General features: G+C 36.5%; 16 protein-coding genes. 14 read left to right on the top strand and 2 right to left on the bottom strand.

Annotated elements, in window-relative coordinates; genetic code table 11:
• Positions 1-81: 81 nt before the first annotated feature.
• The 3 genes from gdhA (at position 82) to HW347_RS02305 (ending at position 4704) form a co-directional block, all read left to right on the top strand.
• Positions 82-1425, top strand: coding sequence for an NADP-specific glutamate dehydrogenase (gdhA, locus tag HW347_RS02315; RefSeq protein ID WP_214610337.1), 1344 nt, complete (start codon positions 82-84; stop codon positions 1423-1425).
• A 146-nt stretch (positions 1426-1571) separates the two neighbouring features.
• Positions 1572-2291: a DNA repair protein RecO gene (gene recO / locus HW347_RS02310; RefSeq protein ID WP_214610336.1), complete on the top strand. Its 720-nt coding sequence runs from the start codon at positions 1572-1574 to the stop codon at positions 2289-2291.
• Position 2292: 1 nt separating this feature from the next.
• Complete coding sequence (locus HW347_RS02305) at positions 2293-4704, top strand: TonB-dependent receptor plug domain-containing protein (RefSeq protein WP_214610335.1); 2412 nt, start codon at positions 2293-2295, stop codon at positions 4702-4704.
• 80 nt (positions 4705-4784) lie between these two features.
• On the opposite strand, the gene HW347_RS02300 is transcribed toward HW347_RS02305, so the two are convergent.
• Positions 4785-5225, bottom strand: a complete 441-nt coding sequence (locus HW347_RS02300; RefSeq protein ID WP_214610334.1) for a hypothetical protein — start codon at positions 5223-5225, stop codon at positions 4785-4787.
• Between the two features lie 190 nt (positions 5226-5415).
• On the opposite strand from HW347_RS02300, the gene ileS reads away from it, so the two are divergent.
• From ileS to HW347_RS02280, 4 genes are all read left to right on the top strand, one after another.
• Positions 5416-8814 (top strand): isoleucine--tRNA ligase, encoded by a 3399-nt coding sequence (ileS, locus tag HW347_RS02295; protein WP_214610333.1) that lies wholly within the window; start codon positions 5416-5418, stop codon positions 8812-8814.
• Positions 8815-8818: 4 nt separating this feature from the next.
• Positions 8819-9202 carry a TraR/DksA family transcriptional regulator gene (locus tag HW347_RS02290; protein WP_038240120.1) on the top strand — a complete coding sequence of 128 codons (384 nt, stop codon included), beginning with the start codon at positions 8819-8821 and terminating at the stop codon, positions 9200-9202.
• Between the two features lie 71 nt (positions 9203-9273).
• Positions 9274-9888, top strand: coding sequence for a DUF4097 family beta strand repeat-containing protein (locus tag HW347_RS02285; RefSeq protein ID WP_214610332.1), 615 nt, complete (start codon positions 9274-9276; stop codon positions 9886-9888).
• 37 nt (positions 9889-9925) lie between these two features.
• Positions 9926-10576 carry a lipoprotein signal peptidase gene (locus HW347_RS02280; protein WP_214610331.1) on the top strand — a complete coding sequence of 217 codons (651 nt, stop codon included), beginning with the start codon at positions 9926-9928 and terminating at the stop codon, positions 10574-10576.
• Positions 10577-10580: 4 nt separating this feature from the next.
• Here HW347_RS02280 and HW347_RS02275 read toward each other — a convergent pair whose 3' ends face one another.
• The gene (locus HW347_RS02275) at positions 10581-11144 is read right to left on the bottom strand and encodes a 5-formyltetrahydrofolate cyclo-ligase (RefSeq protein ID WP_214610330.1); all 564 of its coding nucleotides are present in this window, start codon (positions 11142-11144) and stop codon (positions 10581-10583) included.
• 430 nt (positions 11145-11574) lie between these two features.
• Here HW347_RS02275 and uvrC point away from each other — a divergent pair, with 430 nt between their 5' ends.
• From uvrC to pgi, 7 genes are all read left to right on the top strand, one after another.
• A complete protein-coding gene (gene uvrC, locus HW347_RS02270) occupies positions 11575-13362 on the top strand; it encodes an excinuclease ABC subunit UvrC (protein WP_214610329.1) in 1788 nt (595 codons plus the stop codon).
• Positions 13346-15652, top strand: a complete 2307-nt coding sequence (locus HW347_RS02265) for a patatin-like phospholipase family protein (protein ID WP_394370267.1) — start codon at positions 13346-13348, stop codon at positions 15650-15652. The genes uvrC and HW347_RS02265 overlap by 17 nt, the downstream gene beginning before the upstream one ends.
• A gap of 193 nt (positions 15653-15845) precedes the next feature.
• Positions 15846-16988, top strand: a complete 1143-nt coding sequence (gene hppD / locus HW347_RS02260; protein WP_214610328.1) for a 4-hydroxyphenylpyruvate dioxygenase — start codon at positions 15846-15848, stop codon at positions 16986-16988.
• 479 nt (positions 16989-17467) lie between these two features.
• Entirely contained in the window at positions 17468-18247 is a 780-nt protein-coding gene (locus HW347_RS02255; RefSeq protein WP_214610327.1) for a DUF3108 domain-containing protein, read from the top strand.
• Positions 18248-18254: 7 nt separating this feature from the next.
• A complete protein-coding gene (locus tag HW347_RS02250) occupies positions 18255-19226 on the top strand; it encodes a tryptophan 2,3-dioxygenase family protein (protein WP_214610326.1) in 972 nt (323 codons plus the stop codon).
• 1 nt (position 19227) lies between these two features.
• On the top strand, positions 19228-20523 hold the full coding sequence (locus tag HW347_RS02245; protein WP_214610325.1) for a M23 family metallopeptidase: 1296 nt from the start codon (positions 19228-19230) through the stop codon (positions 20521-20523).
• 78 nt (positions 20524-20601) lie between these two features.
• Positions 20602-22239, top strand: coding sequence for a glucose-6-phosphate isomerase (gene pgi / locus HW347_RS02240; RefSeq protein ID WP_214610324.1), 1638 nt, complete (start codon positions 20602-20604; stop codon positions 22237-22239).
• Positions 22240-22398 lie beyond the last annotated feature (159 nt).

Raw genomic sequence — 22398 nt, 5'->3', positions numbered from 1 at the left:
GGATTTTTAAAAAAAGGCCCTACGAGTTATATAAATAACATAATTTTGTCGTTATAATCAAAATTCAACAAAAATTTCGTTATGGACATTAAGATTAGAGACTTCATGGAAGAAGTCAAAACAAGAAACGGGCATGAGCCCGAGTTCATTCAAGCGGTACAAGAAGTTGCTGAAACGGTAATTCCATATATCGCTAAGAATAAAATATATAATGGTAAGAATATCTTGTTGCGAATGGTTGAGCCTGAAAGGCTTATTTCATTTAGAGTAGCTTGGGTAGATGATGAAGGAGAGATACATGTAAATAGAGGTTATCGTATTCAGATGAACTCTGCTATTGGGCCTTACAAGGGTGGTTTGCGGTTCCATCCCTCGGTTAATGCCAGTATTTTAAAGTTCTTGGCTTTTGAACAAGTTTTTAAAAACAGTCTAACTACTTTGCCTATGGGCGGAGGAAAAGGAGGTTCGGATTTTGACCCGAAAGGAAAGTCAGATGATGAGGTTATGCGTTTTTGTCACGCATTTATGTTGGAACTTTGTCGCCATATTGGTCCTAATACAGATGTACCTGCGGGAGATATAGGTGTAGGTGCTCGTGAGATTGGCTTCTTATTTGGAATGTACAAGAAAATTAGAAATGAGTTTACCGGTGTTCTTACAGGTAAAGGTCTTTCTTGGGGTGGTTCTAAAATTCGTCCCGAAGCAACAGGATACGGAACGGTATATTTTGCTCAAAGTATGCTTAAAACCAAGAACGAAACTTTTGAAGGGAAAACCGTTGTTATTTCTGGTTCTGGAAACGTAGCACAGTACGCTGCGGAGAAAGTTATTCAATTGGGAGGTAAAGTTGTTACACTATCTGATTCTGCTGGTTACATTTATGACCCAGAGGGTATTAATACAGAGAAGTTAGCCTTTGTAATGGATTTGAAGAACGAGAGACGTGGTAGAATATCTGAATATACTGATAAGTATAAAGGTTCTGAATACCATAAGGGTAAAACGCCTTGGGAAGTAAAATGTGATATAGCATTACCGTGTGCAACTCAGAATGAGCTGTTAGTTGGCGATGCCAAAAAGCTGATGGCTAATGGTTGTATGTGTGTCGTAGAAGGTGCGAATATGCCTTGTGATGCAGATGCTGTTCATGCATTCCACGAATCAAAAATTTTATTCGCTCCAGGTAAGGCCTCCAATGCTGGTGGTGTTGCCACTTCAGGTCTTGAAATGTCACAGAACTCCTTGCGTATAAGCTGGACAAGAGAAGAGGTAGATGAAAGACTTCGTGATATTATGGAAGACATTCATGATTCTTGTATCGAATACGGAAAAGAAGAGGATGGCTTTTGTAATTATGTAAAAGGTGCAAACATAGCTGGTTTCGTAAAAGTTGCCGATGCCATGTTAGCGCAAGGTGTTATATAAGAGAAACATTCTATTATAATTTTGGCCTGTAACTTCTAAAAGTTGCAGGCTTTTTTATTTCAGTATAAACTACTTCTTTTCCTTAAATCGATAAGTTCAATTTAGTACTATTTAAAGTTATCTTTGTTGTAAAGCCACTCTTGTAAATGCAGGTAACTACCAAAGCTATAGTTCTTACATCTCTTAAATATGGTGATACAAGTTTAATTGTAAAAGCCTTTACAAATTCCGGTGGTATAAAGTCTTATTTGTTAAGAGGAGTTTTATCTTCTAAAAAAGGCAAATTGAAAACTGCTTATTTTCAACCTTTGACTCAACTAGAAATTGTTGCTAACCATAGGAATAAAGGTTCTTTAGAAAGTATAAAGGAGGCTAAAATAAATTACCCTTACCAGACGTTACATTCCGATATTTCAAAAAATGCCATGACTTTATTTCTGGCCGAAATGTTGGCCAATAGTATTTATGAGGAAGAAGCAAACGAAGCTCTTTTTGAATTTATAGAAGTCTCTCTGCAATGGCTGGATGCACAAAACGGATTCTCTAATTTTCATATTTATTTTTTGGTTCGCTTAACTCGGTATTTGGGGTTTTATCCGGATACGAAAGAGATAGAGTCAAGTTATTTTGATTTGCTAGAAGGTGAGTTTACTAACACGCTTTCTTTGAACCCAATTTTAAACGGAGAGAATCTTACTTATTTTAAAACCTTCTTGGGCATAAATTTTGATGAGATACATCATATCAAAATGAACAAAAGTAACCGTCAAGAACTTTTGCAATCGCTTGTATTGTTCTATGAGTTGCATTTACAGGGATTTAGAAAACCAAAATCCCTTGCCATCTTAAACGAAGTCTTTAACTAGTATGAACAAAGTTCTGTTTTTACTTATTTTTTTATGTGTTCAAGTGGGGTTTGCGCAGCAGATCACGGTCTTGGATGTGGATACCCGTGAACCTATAGGAAACGTTGCTATTTACAATAATGACCATACAAAAACAGCACTTACTGATTTTGATGGAAAGGTAGACCTAAGTATTTTTAATCAAGAAGAACGTATTGCTTTCCGCCATCTCAGTTATCAGTTAAGAAAGAGTACCCGGGGTCAAATCCATAGGCATGGAAACCGATTTTTTATGGTCATGAAGGCAGAAGAGCTTGATGAAGTGGTCATGTCGGTTTCAAAATGGGAGCAGCAGAAAAAGGACATCCCTAATAAAATTACGGTTATAGATGCACGAGATATCGCTTTTTCAAGCCCACAGACTTCAGCGGATCTATTGCAGAACAGTGGTAAGGTGTTTGTTCAAAAAAGTCAGCTAGGAGGCGGTAGCCCAATGATTAGGGGTTTTGCTACGAACCGTTTATTATTGTCCGTAGATGGTGTGCGTATGAATAATGCCATTTTTAGGGGAGGCAACCTTCAGAATGTAATTTCAATAGACCCTTATTCAATAAAAAGTACGGAGATAATTTTTGGCCCAGGTTCCGTTATTTACGGTAGTGATGCTATTGGTGGCGTTATGAATTTTTACACCAAGAAAGCGGAGTTTTCAAATTCTGATAGTCTTTCTTTTTCCGGTAACGCGAGCTATCGTTTTGCTTCGGTTAATATAGAGAATACGGTTCATGTGGATTTTAATTTGGGTAAAAAGAAGTGGGCTTTTCTGACGAGCGCTTCATATAATAGTTTTGATGATATGAAAATGGGCTCTCACGGTCCTGACTCGTATTTGAGAAATCAATATGCATCAACAGTCAATGGAGCAGATGTTCTTGTGCTAAATGAAAACCCTAAAGAGCAGAATCCTACAGGTTATAATCAATTTAATTTGATGCAAAAAATAGCCTATAAACCTAACAATACTTGGCAATATGATTTAGGTCTTCATTATTCTGAAACATCGGATTATGCAAGATATGATCGTTTGATACGACCAGATAAGGCAGGAGATGGGCTTCGTTCTGCAGAATGGTATTACGGGCCTCAGAAGTGGTTCATGGGTAATTTACAAATGAATAAAAGAGGTAAGGGTATTTTTTACGATGGATTAAAGATAACCACCGCATATCAACATTTTGAGGAAAGCCGAAATGATAGGGGTTTTCAGGACGTAATTAGATATTCAACAGAAGAGAAAGTAGATGCGATATCTACTAATATCGATTTTGAAAATAAAAAAATAGGTAACCTGCGCCTGTATTATGGAGGTGAGTATATATTTAACAAAGTAGGTTCTGTGGGTAGTCAAGAAGATATAGAAACCAATATAGTTTCTGGTACAGCTTCTAGGTATCCTGATGGCTCTACTTGGCAAACTTTGGCGGGCTATGTAAATGGGGAGTATAAAGCCAAGCCTAATTTTACTTTACTATCTGGTCTTAGGTACAGTCATGTTTGGATTGATGCTGCTTTTGATAAGACCTATTATCCGTTTCCTTTTGATGATGCCAATCTTAATAATGGCGCATTAACCGGTAGTTTGGGATTCAGCTGGTTTCCGAAGGCAGATTTACAAATTACTTTAAACGGGTCAACAGGGTTCAGGGCACCAAACATAGATGACGTTGGCAAAATATTCGATTCTGAGCCTGGTGCCGTAGTAGTTCCAAATCCTGACTTAGAACCCGAGTATGCCTATAATATGGAATTAGGCATTCAAAAGAATTTTAATGATAAGCTGGTTTTCAAAAGTGCGGCGTTTTATACCTATTTGGTAGATGCTTTGGTGCGTAGAGATTATTTGTTTGATGGAGAAGATGAAATTATGTACAATGGCGAATTGAGCAGCGTACAGGCTATTCAAAATGCTGCGAAGGCTTTTGTTTATGGGTTTGAATTTGGGGTGGAAGCTTTCCTTACGGATAATATTTCAGTGGTTTCTAATCTAACTATCACCGAGGGTATTGAGGAAGAAGAGGATGGTACAGAGTCTCCAGGAAGGCATGTGTCACCTACTTTTGGTGATTTACACCTAGTTTATAAGAACCAAAGACTAAAAACAGATTTGTTCTTGAATTATAACGGAGAGATTCCGTTTTATGATTTAGCTACTTCTGAACGTAGTAAAGAGTACATCTATGCAACGGATGTAGATGGTAATCCGTATTCTCCGTCTTGGTATACCTTAAATATTCGCTCGCAGTATGAAGTTACTAGTGATCTTAAAGTTTCTTTAAACCTTGAGAATTTTACAGATCAACGGTATCGTTCGTATTCTTCGGGAATTTCTGCACCAGGTATAAATTTGGTTCTAGGTTTGGGATATCGGTTTTAGTAATACAAAAAAAAGGTCTAAAAATAAAGAACCCCGGCCATTGGCCAGGGTTCTTATGTTATAATAAGTATAACTTATAATTAGTTGATAGCAGCTTTTGCTTTATCAGCAGCGCTGTTAGCAGCAGCTTTAGCATCGTCACCAGCTTTATTAGCAGCGTCCGTTGCTTTATCAGCAGCACCACTAGCGGCATCTTTAACATCTGCAGCAGCTTCATTAGCTTTTGCTTTGATATCATCACCAGCTTCGTTAGCTTTAGCTTTCAAATCGTTAGCTGCATCTTCTGCACCAGCTTTGATGTCTTCACCTGCTTCAGCAGCTTTGTCCATAGCTTCGCTACCTGCTTCACCTGCTTTATCCATGGCATCAGATCCCATTTCTTTAGCATCTTCACCAGCCTGCTCCATAGCAGCACCAGCTTCGTCTGTAGCACTCTTTGCTTTATCAGCAGCTTCTCTACAAGAAACGAAAGACATACTCAAGGCAAGCATTAAAACGGAACCTAAAATTACTTTTTTCATGATTTTGTGTTTAAAGTTTTGTTTAATTGTTTTTGTGATATACGTATCAAACGACATTTTGGACGCTATATTTTAACATTTTCTTACAAAGTTGTTTTCCATGCCGTATTTCAATTCTTTCAAATCGACTTAATTCGGGTAAAAATCCCTAATTTTGCAGCCTTAAATTAATGCAGTAGAGCCACTTATTATGAAGTTTGCGGAATATAAAGGATTGGATTTGCCCAAAGTAGCTGAGGATATACTCGATTACTGGAAACAAAACCAAATATTTGAGAAAAGTGTTTCCTCTAGAGAGGGTAAACCTAGTTATGTATTTTACGAGGGTCCGCCATCGGCAAACGGTATGCCTGGTATTCACCACGTAATGGCGCGAACTATAAAGGATATTTTTCCTAGGTACAAGACCATGAAGGGTTTTCAGGTAAAACGAAAAGCTGGATGGGATACCCACGGACTACCTATTGAGTTGGGTGTTGAGAAAGAACTAGGTATCACAAAAGAAGATATTGGAAAAAAAATCTCCGTAGAAGAATATAACGCTGCTTGTAAAAAAGCGGTCATGCGTTATACTGATGTATGGAACCGTATGACGGAGCAAGTAGGGTATTGGGTAGATATGAAAGACCCGTACATTACCTACAAGCCAAAATATATGGAATCTGTTTGGTGGTTATTGAAGGAGATATATGATAAAGGCCTAATTTATAAAGGATATACAATTCAGCCTTACTCGCCAAAAGCGGGTACAGGTTTAAGTTCGCATGAATTAAACCAGCCAGGAACGTATCAAGATGTTACGGATACAACGGTTGTTGCACAATTTAAAGCTATAGAAGAATCATTGCCAGACTTTCTTCAGAACGAAGGTGATGTTTATTTCTTGGCTTGGACAACTACACCATGGACACTTCCTTCCAACACTGCATTGACTGTTGGGCCAAAGATTGATTATGTTTTGGTGGAAACGTACAATCAGTACACATTTAAACCAATGAACGTAGTGCTTGCCAAGAACTTGGTAGGTAAACAGTTTTCTGGGAAGTTTAAACAAGTTGAAACAAAACCAGAATTATTAGAATATACATCTGGTGATAAGAAAATTCCTTTCTATGTCGTAAAGGAGTTTGTGGGTAAGGATTTAGTAGGTGTAAAATATGAGCAATTACTAGATTACGCACTCCCATATCAAAACCCTGAAAACGCATTTCGTGTAATTTCGGGAGATTTTGTAACCATAGATGATGGTACCGGTATTGTGCACACTGCGCCTACTTTTGGTGCGGATGATGCTTTGGTGGCCAAACAGGCATCCCCAGAAATACCACCGTTATTAGTACTTGACGAAAATAATAATCCAGTCCCTTTGGTGGATCTGCAAGGTAGATTTCGTCCCGAAATGAAAGAGTTTGGCGGTAAATACGTCAAAAACGAATATTATGAAACAGGCGAAGAACCTGAAAGATCAATAGACGTAGAGCTTGCTATAAAATTAAAAGAAGAGAACAAGGCTTTTAAAGTAGAGAAGTATGTTCACAGTTATCCTAACTGCTGGCGTACGGACAAGCCTATTTTATATTACCCGTTAGATTCATGGTTCATTAAAATCAGCGATGTTAAGGATCGGATGTTCGAATTGAACAAGACAATTAACTGGAAACCAAAATCAACTGGCGAAGGCCGTTTTGGTAACTGGTTGGCTAATGCTAATGACTGGAACCTTTCTAGATCAAGGTATTGGGGTATTCCTCTTCCTATCTGGAGAACAGAAGACGGTAAAGAAGAAATAATGATTGGGTCGGTAGCTGAGCTGAAGTCAGAAATGGCAAAGGCAGTAGCTGCAGGAGTAATGAAAAAAGATATTTTCGATGATTTTATAGTCGGTGATCTATCCGAAGAGAATTACGATAAAATAGACCTGCATAAGAATATTGTAGATGATGTTGTTTTGGTTTCAGCATCAGGTAAACCCATGAAACGCGAAAGCGATCTTATTGATGTTTGGTTTGATAGTGGTTCCATGCCTTATGCGCAATGGCACTACCCATTCGAAAATAAAGATCTGATTGATGAAGGCAAGACTTTTCCAGCAGATTTTATCGCGGAAGGAGTAGATCAGACTAGAGGTTGGTTCTATACGCTACATGCTATTGGTACCATGGTTTTTGATTCTGTGGCCTATAAAAATGTAGTTTCTAACGGGCTTGTGTTGGATAAAGAGGGCAAGAAGATGTCAAAACGTTTGGGCAATGCCGCAGACCCTTTTGAAACTATGGATGCGCACGGTGCAGATGCAACGCGTTGGTATATGATTTCTAATGCAAACCCTTGGGATAATTTAAAATTTGACACAGAAGGTATAGTTGAGGTAAAACGAAAATTCTTCGGGACACTTTATAATACCTATTCTTTTTTCTGTCTGTATGCCAATATAGATGCTTTTGATTATTCAGAGGATGAAATTCCGTTGAACGAAAGACCAGAAATAGACCGATGGATTTTATCGGAACTTCATTCGTTGATTAAAACGGTTGATGAAGCTTATGCCGATTATGAGCCTACAAAGGCAACACGTGCTATTTCAGACTATGTACAGGAGAATTTAAGTAATTGGTATGTGCGTCTGTGTAGAAGACGTTTCTGGAAAGGTACGTATGAGAAAGATAAAATATCGGCCTATCAAACGCTGTATACTTGTCTTGAAACAGTAGCTAAATTATCAGCACCTGTTGCTCCGTTCTTTATGGATAGACTTTATAAAGATTTAACAAATACGACTCATACGGAGGATTTTGAAAGTGTACATTTGGCTAAATTTCCAGTATACAACGAAGCAATTGTAGATAGGGATTTGGAAAGTAAGATGGAGAAAGCGCAGACTATTTCGTCTTTGGTGCTTTCTATCCGTCAGAAAGAAAAGATAAAAGTGCGCCAACCATTACAGAAAGTAATGATTCCTATTTTAGATGAAAAGCAAAAGCATGAGATAGAAGCGGTGGCAGATCTTATAATGTCTGAAGTGAATGTTAAAGAAATAGAATTGCTAGATGACGCTTCTGGTATTTTGGTGAAACAGATTAAGCCCAACTTTAAGGTTTTAGGGCCTAAATTTGGGAAGGATATGAAAAAAATTGCTCAGGCCGTTGCTAAGTTGGGGCAAGATGATATCCAAAAAATTGAACAGGATGGCGAAATTTCGCTTGATATTATCGATAAAATTATTACATTACAATTGCAAGATGTAGAGATAGCCTCTCAAGATATTGAAGGTTGGTTAGTTGCTAGTTCAGGACCTATTACGGTAGCTTTGGACGTAACGATCAATGAAAATTTAAGAGAAGAGGGTATTGCTAGGGAGCTTGTAAACAGAATTCAGAACATAAGAAAAGATTCTGGATTTGAGGTGACGGATAGAATTGACGTTAAAATTCTTAAAGATGGGCTCGTGGAAAAAGCGGTATTTAATAATTTAGATTATATTAAGACCGAAACACTGACCGCCGAACTTGTTTTTGAGGAAAAATTGGATAAAGGAACTGAGGTTTCTTTTGATGAAATAACAACTAAATTATTTATTGAAAAACATTAAAATAATGGCAGAAGATTTAAAAGTTAGGTATTCGGACAAGGATCTTGCCGAATTTAGAGTGTTGATCGAGGACAAAATCGAAAAGGCTAAAAGTCATTTAGATTTATTGAAGAGTTCTTATATGAACGATGGTAATAACGGTACGGATGATACTTCGCCAACGTTTAAAGCCTTTGAAGAGGGGTCTGAAACGATGAGCAAAGAAGCAAATACGCAGTTGGCTATACGTCAGGAGAAATTTATCAGAGATTTGAAAAATGCCGTTTTGCGCATCGAGAATAAGACATACGGTATTTGCCGTGTTACTGGTAAATTAATCGCTAAAGAACGTCTTAAGCTTGTGCCACATGCCACATTGAGTATTGAGGCAAAGAATATGCAGAAGTAATTTCAGCAAGATTATAATTTTAGGGCCTACAAGAAATTAATTCTTGTAGGCCTTTTTTACACCCGAAAAAAATGAAGAGCTTTCTTGTTTTCTTTTTCGTATTTAATCTCTTGGCTGCGCAAAAGGTGGTAAAAAAGACATTGATAAATGATGCGGTTACGGCAATCAATATTGATGTAAACAGCTGTTATAAGTTAGTTCTAGAGACTTCGGAAAGTCATGAAATGTCTGTTGAAGCCGTTATTGATGGTGAGTATAAAAAAGACCTTTTGTTATCTATAAAAGAGCAGGGTACTTCTATAATGATAAGTAGTGGTTTTCAGCCCAATTTTAAGAACCCCAATGACAAACTTAGTGCGCATAAGGTCATTTCAATTTCCTTAAAAATCATGTTGCCACGTCATAAATATGTTACTGTATTTGGTAGAAGTTGTAATGTTATTGTGGAGGGAGATTACAATGGGCTTGATGTTTCGCTAAACGATGGTAATTGTGAGCTTTTTAATGTTTCCAAAAGTGTAAAGGTGCATACCCAAAGCGGTAGTATATTGGTATATGCCATAAATGCAGATATAGATGCTATTAGTAAATACGGGAAAATTACTAAGGAAGACATTCCAAAAGGGGGGTCTAAGTATACACTAACTTCCGTAACGGGAAATATCCGGATAAATAAAACCGAATAATATACTTATTTTTGCCCATTCAAGTTGTAGATGTACTATGAATTTAAAGAAGTCATTGCTCATTATCATAGCAGTATTGTTAATTGATCAGCTGAGCAAAATATATATAAAGACCCATTTTGTATTAGGGGATTCCGTTGAAGTTTTCAGTTGGTTCAAAATACTGTTCATTGAGAATTCTGGAGCAGCTTGGGGTGCTAAATTGAGTGACTTCCTTCCTATTTCAGAGCCTACAGGCAAATTGGTGTTAACGGTATTTAGACTATTTGCTGTTGCAGGAATAGGGTATTGGTTATATGATACCATACAGAAGAAATCCTCCAAAACTTTAATACTTGCTGTTTGTTTGATTTTTGCCGGAGCATTGGGTAATATTATTGATTCTGTGGTATACGGAGTTGTTTTTAGTGATAGCTATCAGCAATTGGCCACGGCATTTTCAGATGAGCCATACGGTAGTCTTTTCTACGGTAAAGTAGTAGATATGCTTTATTTTCCTATGGTAGATACTACATGGCCGGATTGGGTACCTTATTTTGGAGGGGCTACTTTCCGCTTTTTTGAACCGGTATTCAATATTGCCGATATGGCAATTAGCACAGGTGTAGGCGTTCTTTTAGTTTTTAATAAGAGAGCTTTTGGTAAAGAAGGTGAAGACGAAGAAACAACCGTAGAGGAAACAGCTTAATTTCTTAAAAGGAGTAAGTCTCAGAAGGAGTTACGCAGTAATCTAAAGGAACATCATTATCATAGATGTCCGTTATGAGCTCATCTTCAGCGGGAAAGAGGGATAAGCCTATTTTGATAACATCTTCTCTGCATTCTGCTAAAAATGTATCATAGAATCCTTTTCCATACCCCACACGATTTCCCTTTTTGTCAAAGGAAAGTAGCGGTATAAAAACAACATCAATTTTACTAGTGGGTACTTCTATACCATCAACTGGTTCAGGTATGTTCCATTTGTTCTTTTTTAGACGCGTAGAATCAGTAAGCAAATAATGCTGTAGTGTAGTATTGTCTCCTACTTTAGGTAGGACTACATTCTTATCCTTTCCTTGAAGTATGGACAAGATAAACGTAGTGTCAATTTCTTTATTTTCCGAAATCGGTAAAAAAATGTGGTAATAGTCATGTGACCATACCGGCAATTTAAGCAGTCCGTTGGCGATATTCAGACTAGAGTCTTCAAGCGACTCATTGTCTAATAAATGCCTACGGTTTTTGTAGAGAGATCTTAAATCTTTTTTAAGCATTGATTATGATCTCAGTACAATTGGGGAAACTGTATATATGCCTATTCTTTTGCTGAAACGGTGTAATATATCTTAAAAGAAATCATCAAGATGAGATACAATCCGAGGGTTATTATATATTTATCCATGTGGTATATTGATTTTGATTCTTAAAGCTAAATAAAAAAATCAATCGAAACACTGTCAACGGCAACTTTTTATCGGTGAAATGCATTTTTTAGTGTTTTTTTAACAAATTTGTGCATTTTTAAGTGCAAAATCTTGCAAATTCCCACTTTGATTAAGCCATTCCCTCAGTTCTTTCAAATTGTATTTAGGTATAGTATTCGTTAAAAAACACCAAAACACTAAGCCCTTTTAATAAAACATAGTAATTTAACGTGTTAGAAGCCAATGTGCCCACTACTTAATTTTTTAAACCATTTTTGTAATGCCCCAAGTGCCTATAGAAGTTCAATTACGTACATTACCCCAGAGTCCTGGAGTGTATCAATTTTATGACGTAGATGATAAAATTTTATATGTAGGAAAGGCCAAAAATTTAAAAAAGCGGGTATCCTCTTATTTTACCAAAAATCATGAGTATGGCAAGACACGTGTTCTTGTTAAAAAAATAAAGCTCATTAAGCATATTGTAGTTCCTACGGAGTCTGATGCTTTGCTTCTGGAAAACAACCTTATTAAAAAGTATAGACCAAGGTATAACGTTCTTTTAAAGGATGATAAATCCTATCCTTGGATCTGTATTAAGAATGAACGCTTTCCTAGGATTTTTCCTACCAGAAAATTAATTAAAGATGGTAGTGAGTATTTTGGTCCTTATACAAGTATGAAAACCGTGAGGATTCTGCTTGATCTTATAAAGGGAGTTTACCCATTGCGGACATGTAATTATGACCTTTCAAAAGAGAAGATAGAAGCGGATAAATACAAAGTATGCTTAGAATATCATTTAGGAAACTGTAATGGCCCTTGTGAAGGTTTCCAGAGTTTAGAGGAGTATGATGAGCAGATTCAAGATATTAGAAGAATAATTAAAGGGGATTTTAAGTCATCATTGAATTATTTCAGGTCTCAAATGAAAACCTTGGCATCAGAAATGAAGTTTGAGGAGGCTCAGCAAGTAAAAGAGAAGATAGAAGTATTAGAGAATTATCAGGTAAGGTCTACTGTCGTTAACCCAAAAATTAATAATGTAGATGTATTTTCGGTTATTTCAGATGAGGCATATGCGTATGTTAATTTTCTACAATTATCCCATGGTTCTATTACACGTTCGCATACACTTGAAATAAAAAAGAAACTTGATGAAACAGATGCTGATCTTTTGGCACTGTCCATAATAGAAATAAGACAACGATTCAAATCTCTGTCCAGAGAGCTCTACCTTCCTTTTGAGGTTCCGGTAGAAGCGCATTTAAAAGTTACAGTGCCCAAATTAGGTGATAAAAAGAAAATTCTTGAACTGTCTGAACGTAATGCCAAATTCTACAGGCAGGAGCGTTTCAAGCAAAGTATGATAATTGATCCGGATAGACATACCAACCGGATTATGGCGCAGATGAAGAAGGATTTACATCTTTCTGAAGAACCTAGGCACGTAGAATGTTTCGATAACAGTAACATTCAAGGGAGCAACCCAGTTGCAGCTTGCGTAGTTTTTAAAAATGGGAAACCTTCTAAAAAGGAATACCGTCATTACAATATTAAGACGGTTGAAGGACCTGATGATTTTGCGTCTATGGAAGAAGTGGTTTTTAGACGCTACAAACGTTTACTTGCCGAAGATGAACCCTTACCGCAATTAATAGTTATTGATGGGGGAAAAGGGCAGTTGTCTTCCGCTTTAAAAAGTCTGGATATTCTTGGGTTACGAGGAAAAATAGCTATTGTGGGAATAGCAAAACGTTTGGAAGAAATCTATTTTCCGGAAGATCCTATTCCGCTTTATTTAGATAAAAAGTCAGAAAGTTTAAAGATTATTCAGCAATTAAGAAATGAGGCGCATCGCTTCGGTATAACTTTTCATAGAAATAAAAGGAGTAAGGCTGCAATAAATTCTAAATTAGAGAGTATTGAAGGTATCGGCGAGAAAACTGCAGAAGAGCTTTTAAAGAAATTCAAGTCGGTAAAAAGAATAAAAGAAGCTTCCATAGAAAACCTGACAGAAACCGTTGGAATGTCTAGGGCTAAAAAAATTTATGAAGCGTTCCATTAAATATTACGACGAATACAATAGTATGCAAAAAGCCATTTTAGGTATTGGTTTACTTTTTTTCACCTTGTTTTCCGTAGCGCAAGATTCGGAGAAGAAGGATGTTAAGGTGGGCTTAGTGCTCAGTGGCGGTGGCGCTAAAGGAATGGCTCATATTGGTGCTATTAAGGTGTTGGAAGAGGCTGGTATTAGGGTTGATTATATTGGAGGAACAAGCATGGGGGCTATAGTAGGTTCTTTATATGCCGCGGGTTATACCGGAGATCAACTAGATTCGATTTTTAGGGCAACCGATTTTACTAATCTTATACAGGACAATTTACCTAGAAGTGCTAAAACTTTTTACGAAAAAGAGAATTCGGAAAAATATGCGATTACCCTTCCTTTTGACAATTTTAAAGTATCAGTTCCGCCAGCATATTCAGGTGGTCAGAATGTTTATAATGAGTTAGTCAAATTTTTGTATCCAGTCCGGAACATAAATGACTTTAATGACTTGCCTATACCATTTGTTTGTATTGCCACGGATGTAGAAACGGGTGAGGAAGTTATTTTAAAAGATGGATATCTGCCGGAAGCTGTTATGGCAAGTGGTACATTGCCTTCCCTTTTTGAGCCTGCACGAATTAATGGAAAAGTTTTAATAGATGGCGGAGTAGTAAATAATTACCCTATTGAAGAAGTCCGAAAAATGGGCGCTGATATTATAATTGGTGTTGATGTACAGCACGGTTTAAGAGATAGAGAATCTCTTTTAACCGCCACAGAGATTTTATTGCAAATCAATAATTACCAAACCGTTCTTGATATGGTAGAAAAGTCTAAAAAGACTGATATCTACATAAAACCGAATATGGATGATTATTCCATAATTGATTTTAATCTGGACGATGTAATTATTAAAAGTGGCGAAGACGCAGCACGGAAAAATTTTGATGCCTTAAAAGAAGTGGCATCCATGCAAAGCAAGAGAAATGAGGGAAGAGAGCGTATTGTTTCTACAGATACATTAAGTATTAGTCATTTGGTTATAAGGGAAAGTGAAAATTATTCTAGGGGTTACGTAAAAGGAAAATTGAGATTTGACGTAGATAAGCCAACCACATTTTCACGGGTTCATCAAGGTATTAGTAACCTTGCTGCAACGGGTAATTTCCATACAATTCATTATAAATTACAAGATAATGAGGATAACGATGAACAAGAGATGATTCTTGATTTAGATGAAAACAAGAGCAAATCATTTATACGATTGGGAGCTCATTATGATAACCTTTACAAGACCGCAGCAATTCTGAATTATACAAGAAAAAGTCTAATTACTAGAGATGACGTTTCTTCGTTCGACTTTATTATTGGAGATAATATTAGATATAAATTAAGGTATTATGTAGATAAAGGATTTTATTGGAGTTACGGATTTAATTCTAGTTTTAATGAGTTTGAAAAAGATGTAAGTTTTGATTTGGTACGCAGCAATTTTGATTTTCAGGCTGCAGCTAATTTAAATTCTATAAATCTAGACATAACTGACTTTACCAATCAGGTTTACGTGCAAACCGTTTTGCGGGAAGAGTTTTCTTTTAGAATGGGTATAGAGCATAAGTTCTTAAAGGTTAGTACTACTACCTTAGGGCAAAGTGCAGATACGCAGGCAAGCGCAACGGTAAGTAACTCTAGTGATAGAACGTTTCTTGAGAAAAGTAATTTCTACAGTGCTTTTGGACAGTTGACTTTTGATTCATATGACGATAAATATTTTCCTTCCAAAGGATTATATTTTGATGGAGATTTTCACTTTTATGTATTCTCCTCGGATTTTAATAACAACTTTAAAGAGTTTTCAATTGCAAAAGCCAAAATAGGAACGGCAATACCTTTTTTAAATAAATTTTCATTTAATGTGGAAGCAGAAGGTGGTTTTAAGTTGGGTACATCAAATGTTTCTACTTTCGATTTTGTTCTAGGAGGTTTTGGAACCAATCTTATAAATAATTTTACGCCCTTCTTTGGATACGATTTTTTGGCTCTGCCAGGGAATTCCTTTGTAAAGGCATATGGTAGGTTAGATTATGAGTTTACGCCAAAGAACCATTTAATGCTTACGGCAAATTATGCCAATGTAGATGATGACCTTTTTAGAACAGGAGAATGGTTTACTCTGCCAAACTATTCTGGTTATGGAATTGGCTATGGTTGGGAATCTTTTGTGGGGCCCATGCAAATGCATTATTCTTGGTCTCCTGAGGGTAAGAGTAATAGCTTCTTTTTTAGTTTAGGGTATTGGTTTTAATGTTCTTGGATTAAGGTTGAAGTTTTTTTCCGATATTTGTGTTGTATGCTACAATTTAGAGTTGATATTACCGCTCATCTTAGAGCCATGTGGTAACTAGCCATGTAAATAAAAGTTCATGCTTAGGTATGAGCTTAATTGTATTGTTTCTCAACTTATTTAAAATAATTACTTTACTAAAATACATTTACATATGTCAACTTTAGATAATACTTCATTGAATTTACCCAAGGAAAACCTAGAAGCAGAAGACTTTCTTCCTTTGTTAGGTACAGATTATATAGAACTTTATGTAGGTAACGCCAAGCAAGCAGCCCATTATTATATGACTGCTTGGGGGTTTCAGCCTTTGGCTTATGCAGGCCTTGAAACGGGTTTAAAAGACAGGGTGTCTTACGTACTTCAACAAAATAAAATTAAGTTGGTACTTACTTCTCCGTTAAATTCAGGAGGTGAAATCAATAAACATATAGATGCTCATGGAGACGGGGTAAAGGCTATTGCTTTATGGGTTGATGATGCTTCTAAGAGTTATGCCGAAACTACAAAAAGAGGAGCCGAAAGTTACTTGGAGCCTAAGACTGTTAAAGATGAAGGTGGTGAAGTTGTGCTTTCTGGTATTCACACATATGGGGAAACGGTTCATGTTTTTGTAGAAAGAAAAAACTACAAAGGTGTATTCATGCCAGGTTATAGAGCATGGAATCCTTATTATAAACCTACGGATGTAGGTCTAAAGTTTGTAGATCACATTGTAGGTAATGTAGGGTGGAACGAAATGAATAAATGGTGTGAATTCTATGCTAAGGTTATGGGCTTTGCCCAGTTAGTGTCTTTTGACGATAAAGATATTTCTACAGAATATACCGCACTCATGAGTAAAGTGATGAGCAATGGTAACGGCCGAATTAAATTTCCAATAAACGAACCTGCAGACGGTAGAAAGAAATCGCAGATAGAAGAGTATATAGATTTTTATAATGGATCAGGAGTTCAACATATGGCTCTTGCGACAGATAATATTATCGAAACGGTAACAGCTCTAAGAGAAAGGGGTATTGAGTTTTTAACGGTACCCTCTAGCTATTATGAAGATGTACTGGATCGCGTAGGTGAAATAGATGAAGATTTGGAGCCTCTTAGTGAACTAGGTATTCTTATTGATAGGGATGAAGAGGGGTATTTACTTCAGATATTTACGAAACCTATTTTGGATCGCCCAACAATGTTTATAGAAATCATTCAGAGAAAAGGAGCTAAATCTTTTGGAAAAGGAAACTTTAAAGCACTTTTTGAGGCAATAGAGAGAGAACAAGAATCAAGAGGTACGTTATAATTTGATTTTTGATGAGTTTTCTGGGCGTTCTAAAGGACAGCTCAGTCTCAAAAAAGTCAAATTTCAGACCTGAAAAGGGTGTAATTTCTTAATGAAATGCCAAATTTTGAGCCGTAAGTAAAAAGAACTGTTAATGTAATAGTTAAAGTAAGTTAAAACGATTTGAAGATTCAAAGTATGCCTTAAATTTGTACTCGTAAGGGGTGGTTCCCTTACAACTTTAAGTATTGGTTTTTCATAATTTAAAGTTTGGTTGGTTATTTAGGAAAAGCCCTGGCATGTAATGTCAGGGCTTTTTTTTAAGTTCATTTTTTCGGGTGTTTATTTCAATTGCACCAACTTTCGTATCCATGCTTAAAAGACCAAAATGATATGGTTGAGTTGTGCATACAATACTTTGGAATAAATTTTGTTTAAGTAATTGTAAGCCCTTAAAATAATATAAGAGCATTTTGTATTTTTATCGTAATACTACAGCTATGAAAAAAGCATTTACATTACTTTTTCTTCTCGTCATCTTTTCTTCTCACTCGCAAAATAGTGAGTCGGTTTTTGATCCCGGTGAATGGTTGAAATTTAGAATGCATTATGGTTTTCTAAATGCCAGTTATGCAACCTTACATGTAAAGTCTGCTGTGGTAGATGATGTTCCTGTATATCATGTGGTAGGTCGTGGTGAGACCACTGGTTTTGCTAGTGTCTTTTTTAAAGTAGATGATACTTATGAGAGCTATTTTGGAAAGGAAGATGGGAAGCCTTATAAATTTATAAGAAAGATAAATGAGGGTGGGTATACCAAAGATATTGAGATAAACTTTGATCATAAGGAAGAGAAAGCCGTCCTGAACGATAAAAAGCATAATAAAAAGTATAATTTTGAACTACAGGACAGCATCCAAGATTTAATATCTGCATTTTACTATTTACGAAACAATTATGAGCCAAGCGATTTAGTAATAGGTGAGGCTGTAAATTTGAAAATGTTGTATGATGATGACGGCATTTTTAACTTCAAACTTAAATATTTAGGAACAGAAGTACTTAAAACTAAGTTCGGTAAGGTAGAATGTTTTAAATTTAGGCCCTTGGTTCAGTCAGGGCGTGTTTTTAAAGAACAAGAAAGTCTTTCGCTATGGGTTTCAGCAGATGATAATAGAATACCTGTGCGTATACAAGCAAATTTAAGTGTAGGAGCTATCAAGGCAGACCTTGATGGATATAACGGACTGAAACACCAGTTCAAGATAATAATGGATTAACAACCCAATGAGAGATAAAGAGCGAATAGATTCACAAATTTCAAAATTAGAAGAGAAGTATAAAGATTCCGGTCAGGATTTAAGTTCTTATTTAGATGGGCTTCTTTATCAGCGTTACCTCACTTATTGGGATTATATTCATCTTGATACTCTTTTAAGCCTTCAGGTGCCTAGGACCTATTTCCCCGATGAGGAAATTTTTATCATGTACCATCAGATTACTGAGTTGTACTTTAAGCTTATTCTTCATGAGCAAAAGCAATTGGTTGATGATAAATCTCAAAACATCGATTTTTTTATAGAAAAAGCAAGACGAATCAACAGCTATTTTAAGGCATTGATATCTTCTTTTGGTATTATGATAAAAGGTATGGAGAGAGAACAGTTTCTTCAATACCGAATGGCGTTACTTCCAGCTAGTGGTTTTCAGTCGGCTCAATATAGAATGATTGAAATTTATGCTACTCCTTTGGAGAATTTGGTTCACCATACGGAGCGAGACGCTTTTTCATCAGAAAATAGCTTGGAAGAGCTTTATGAGCAAATCTATTGGAAGAAAGGTGCCACCGATTTGGCAACAGGAGAAAAGACATTAACCCTTAAGCAATTTGAGTACAGATACACCCCACGTTTGATACGAATTGCTAAGCAAGTAGAACAAAGTACTATTTATCAAAAGTACCAGCAATTATCAGCAGACAAGAAAGATAATAAAGAGCTGATAGAAGCGTTAAAGACTTTGGATATGAACGCCAATGTAAACTGGCCATTAATGCATATGGGATCTGCTCATAGGTATTTAGGAAAAGACAAGGAGCAGATAGATGCTACAGGAGGAACCAATTGGAAGGAGTATTTACCTCCCAGTTTTCAGAAAATCGTGTTTTTCCCGGGATTATATTCAAAACAAGAGTTAAATGATTGGGGAAAAGAATGGGTAGACCATATCTTTAACCCGGATAAGAAACAAACAGAGTAACATGAACAAATATTGGGGCCTTCTTTTCGTTATTTTAGTATCTATTTCATGTAAGCATGACAAGCCTGTTTTAAAAGAGCCGGTTGTTAAGCAAATGGCTTCCATTGTTCCTGATAAACCCGTTTTAAAACAGTTTGGTTTTAATTTAGATGAGTTTACCGTGCAGTTAGATACGGTTAAAAACGGAGATAGCTTTGGAGAGCTAATGCTTCAGAACAAGGTAGATTACCCAAAAATTGCCAAAATTACCCAAGAATTTAAAGATACTTTTGATGTTAGAAGAATTCGTGTGGGCAAACCATATATTATTTTAAAGTCCAAAGATACTACAGAGGCAGCCCAAGTTTTTATTTATGAGAATGACCCAATTAACTATACCGTAGTTGATTTGAGAGATACGGTTAAGGCGTATAGAGACAAGAAAGAAGTTACTTATGTTGAGCGGGAAGCTTCGGGAGTTATTGAAACTTCTTTGTCTCAGGCAATTTTAGATCAAGGAATAGATTATACCCTTACTAACAGTTTGTCTGAAGTATATGCTTGGACAATAGATTTCTTCCGTCTGCAAAAAGGGGACAAGTTCAAGATTATTTATAAAGAAAAGTTTATTAATGATTCTATCTACGCTGGAGCTGGTGAAATAGAAGCTGCTTATTTTGAGCATAGCGGAAGGCCTATTTATGCTTTTGCTTATGAGAATGATTCATTAAAAAATATAGTTGATTATTTTGATGAAGAAGCTAACAATCTTAGAAGAACATTTCTAAGAGCTCCGGTTCAGTTCAGTAGAATTTCTTCAAGATATAATCTAAAGCGAAAAATCCGTTATTACGGAAACAAAGTAAGACCTCACATGGGTACGGATTACGCGGCGCCAAGAGGTACGCCTATTTTGGCAACTGCAGATGGTACCGTAACAGAATCTACAAGAAGAGGTGGTAACGGTAAATATGTAAAAATTAGACATAACGGTACGTATTCTACGCAATACTTGCATATGAGCAAGCAGAATGTAAAAAGAGGCGCATATGTAAGACAGGGAGATGTAATTGGTTGGATAGGTATGACCGGTAACACGAGTGGCCCTCATGTTTGCTATCGTTTTTGGAGAAACGGAAGACAAGTAGATCCGTTAAAAGAAGAACTTCCTTTGGCAGAGCCTCTAGATGAGACTTTACAGCCAGATTACTTCAACTACGTTAATCCAATAAAAGATCAGTTAGACTGTATGGAATATCCTAAAAGTTCTATAGAAGAGGATATTCTAGCTGAAGATTTAGCATCCGCAGAAAAATAACGGTACATAGGGTTTTGGTTTAGAATGAATATGGCTTATTTTCGCCATAGACAATTGCTAACACTAAAACACCCGAAAATGTCATTACAGAGCACAAATCCTACTGAAACTTCTGCTTGGAAGAAACTTGCCCAGCACTTTGAAAATACTAAAGAAGAACAGTTAAAAGACCTTTTTGCGTCTGATGCATCTAGGGCTGAAAAATTCACTTTAAAGTGGAATGATTTCTTAGTAGATTTCTCTAAAAACAGAATTACCGACGAAACTTTACAATTGCTTCTTCAACTAGCGAAAGAAGTTAATTTGGCCGATGCAATTCAAAAACAATTTGGTGGAGACGAGATAAACCAGACAGAAGGTAGGGCAGTCTTGCATACAGCACTTCGTGCTAAAAAGTCTGATACCATTTTAGTGGATGGTGAAAACGTGGTAGAAGAGGTTTACGCGGTTAAAGACCATATAAAGAAGTTTACAGAGACTATTATTTCAGGAAGCGCTACTGGGTATACCGGCAAAGCTTTTACTGATGTAGTAAATATTGGTATTGGAGGATCGGATTTAGGTCCAGCTATGGTAACCGAAGCTCTAAAATTCTATAAAAACCATCTTAAGCTTCATTTTGTGAGCAATGTAGATGGGGATCATGTAAACGAAGTTCTGAAAGAACTTGATCCGGAAACAACGCTTTTCGTGGTCGTTTCAAAAACCTTTACTACACAAGAAACGCTAACAAATGCCACGACCATAAAAAAATGGTTTCTAAAGCATGGTACTCAGGCAGATATAGCCAAACACTTTGCAGCAGTATCTACAAATACAGAAGCTATTTCAGAATTTGGTATTGCTCAAGAAAATGTTTTCCCAATGTGGGATTGGGTAGGTGGTCGTTTTTCTTTATGGAGTGCGGTTGGTTTATCCATAGCATTGGCAGTAGGTTTTGAGAATTTTGATTTATTATTGGTAGGAGCCAATGAAATGGACGAACATTTCAAAAACACAGATTTTGAAGATAACCTTCCTGTAGTATTGGCACTTTTAAGCGTTTGGTATAATAACTTCTATGGAGCCGAAACTGAGGCTATCATTCCGTACGCACAATACTTGAGCAGATTTTCAGCTTACTTGCAACAAGGTATTATGGAGAGTAACGGTAAAAGCGTGGAGCGAAATGGTAAACGTGTAGGTTATGAAACAGGTACTATTATTTGGGGAGAGCCAGGTACTAACTCACAACATGCTTTCTTTCAGCTAATACATCAAGGAACAAAGCTTATACCTGTAGATTTTATTGGATTTAAAAAATCATTGCATGGAGATGTTGATCATCACAATAAGTTAATGGCCAACTATTTTGCCCAGACCGAAGCTTTAATGAACGGTAAGACTGCCGGGCAGGTTCGCGAAGAACTAGAAAGCAAAGGTATGGCGGCAAGTGAAATCGAAAAATTACTAGCATTCAAGGTTTTTGAAGGTAATAAGCCAACTAATACTATTCTAATAGATAAGTTGTCGCCAAAAAGCTTGGGTAGTTTAATCGCACTTTATGAACACAAAATATTTGTGCAAGGCATCATTTGGAACATTTTTAGCTATGACCAATGGGGTGTTGAACTTGGTAAGCAATTAGCAGGTACTATTTTGAAAGATATTCAAGGTTCAGAAATTGCCGATCATGATAGCTCTACTTTACAACTTTTAAAATATTTTAAGGGTTAAACTAGGGTATCCTCAGTTTTTTACAATTCTTGCGGAACTTCTTTTTTTTTAAGAGAAGTTTCGCTCTCATATAGTATATTTGCGAAAGTGTTATTTAACCTTTACTTAACATTCGCATGCCTAAAACGCCGCACTTTTGCAGCAAATTGAGAAAACGTA

Source organism: Zobellia barbeyronii, assembly GCF_018603515.1.
Taxonomy (GTDB): domain Bacteria; phylum Bacteroidota; class Bacteroidia; order Flavobacteriales; family Flavobacteriaceae; genus Zobellia; species Zobellia barbeyronii.
The sequence above is the reverse complement of the archived record's forward strand: the minus strand, read 5'-3'. Positions and strand labels throughout refer to the sequence as shown.